The sequence below is a fragment of the Pedobacter sp. ASV12 genome, from assembly GCF_016429155.1.
Classification (GTDB): Bacteria; Bacteroidota; Bacteroidia; order Sphingobacteriales; family Sphingobacteriaceae; genus Pedobacter.
The window spans coordinates 1-302 of the sequence record NZ_JAELUC010000391.1; the positions used below are offsets into that span (position 1 = coordinate 1).

The following is a 302-nucleotide window of genomic DNA, read 5'->3' on the forward strand; positions in this document are numbered from 1 at the left end:
CATTTTTGCGGTAGTGGCGGCCACCATCATCAGGGTGTTCTTTATCGAGGCCTACACCATCCCTTCAGGCTCGATGGAGCGTTCGTTGCTGGTAGGCGATTTTCTTTTCGTGAGCAAGGTCAACTACCTGTCTCTTATACACATCTCCGAGCCCACGAGACAGTACTCATGATCGCGTATGCCGTCTTCTGCTTGAAAAGGGGGGGGGGGGGGGGGGGGGGGGGGGGGGGGGGGGGGGGGGGGGGGGGGGGGGGGGGGGGGGGGGGGGGGGGGGGGGGGGGGGGGGGGGGGGGGGGGGGGGG

At 67.5% G+C, this 302-nt stretch carries 1 protein-coding gene; it reads left to right on the plus strand.

Translation table 11 applies throughout. From position 1 onward, the window contains the following. Window positions 1-172, plus strand: a 172-nt coding sequence (locus JHD69_RS20850) for a S26 family signal peptidase (protein WP_370583552.1), incomplete at its 5' end; no start/stop codon positions are given. Between the last annotated feature and the right edge of the window lie 130 nt (window positions 173-302).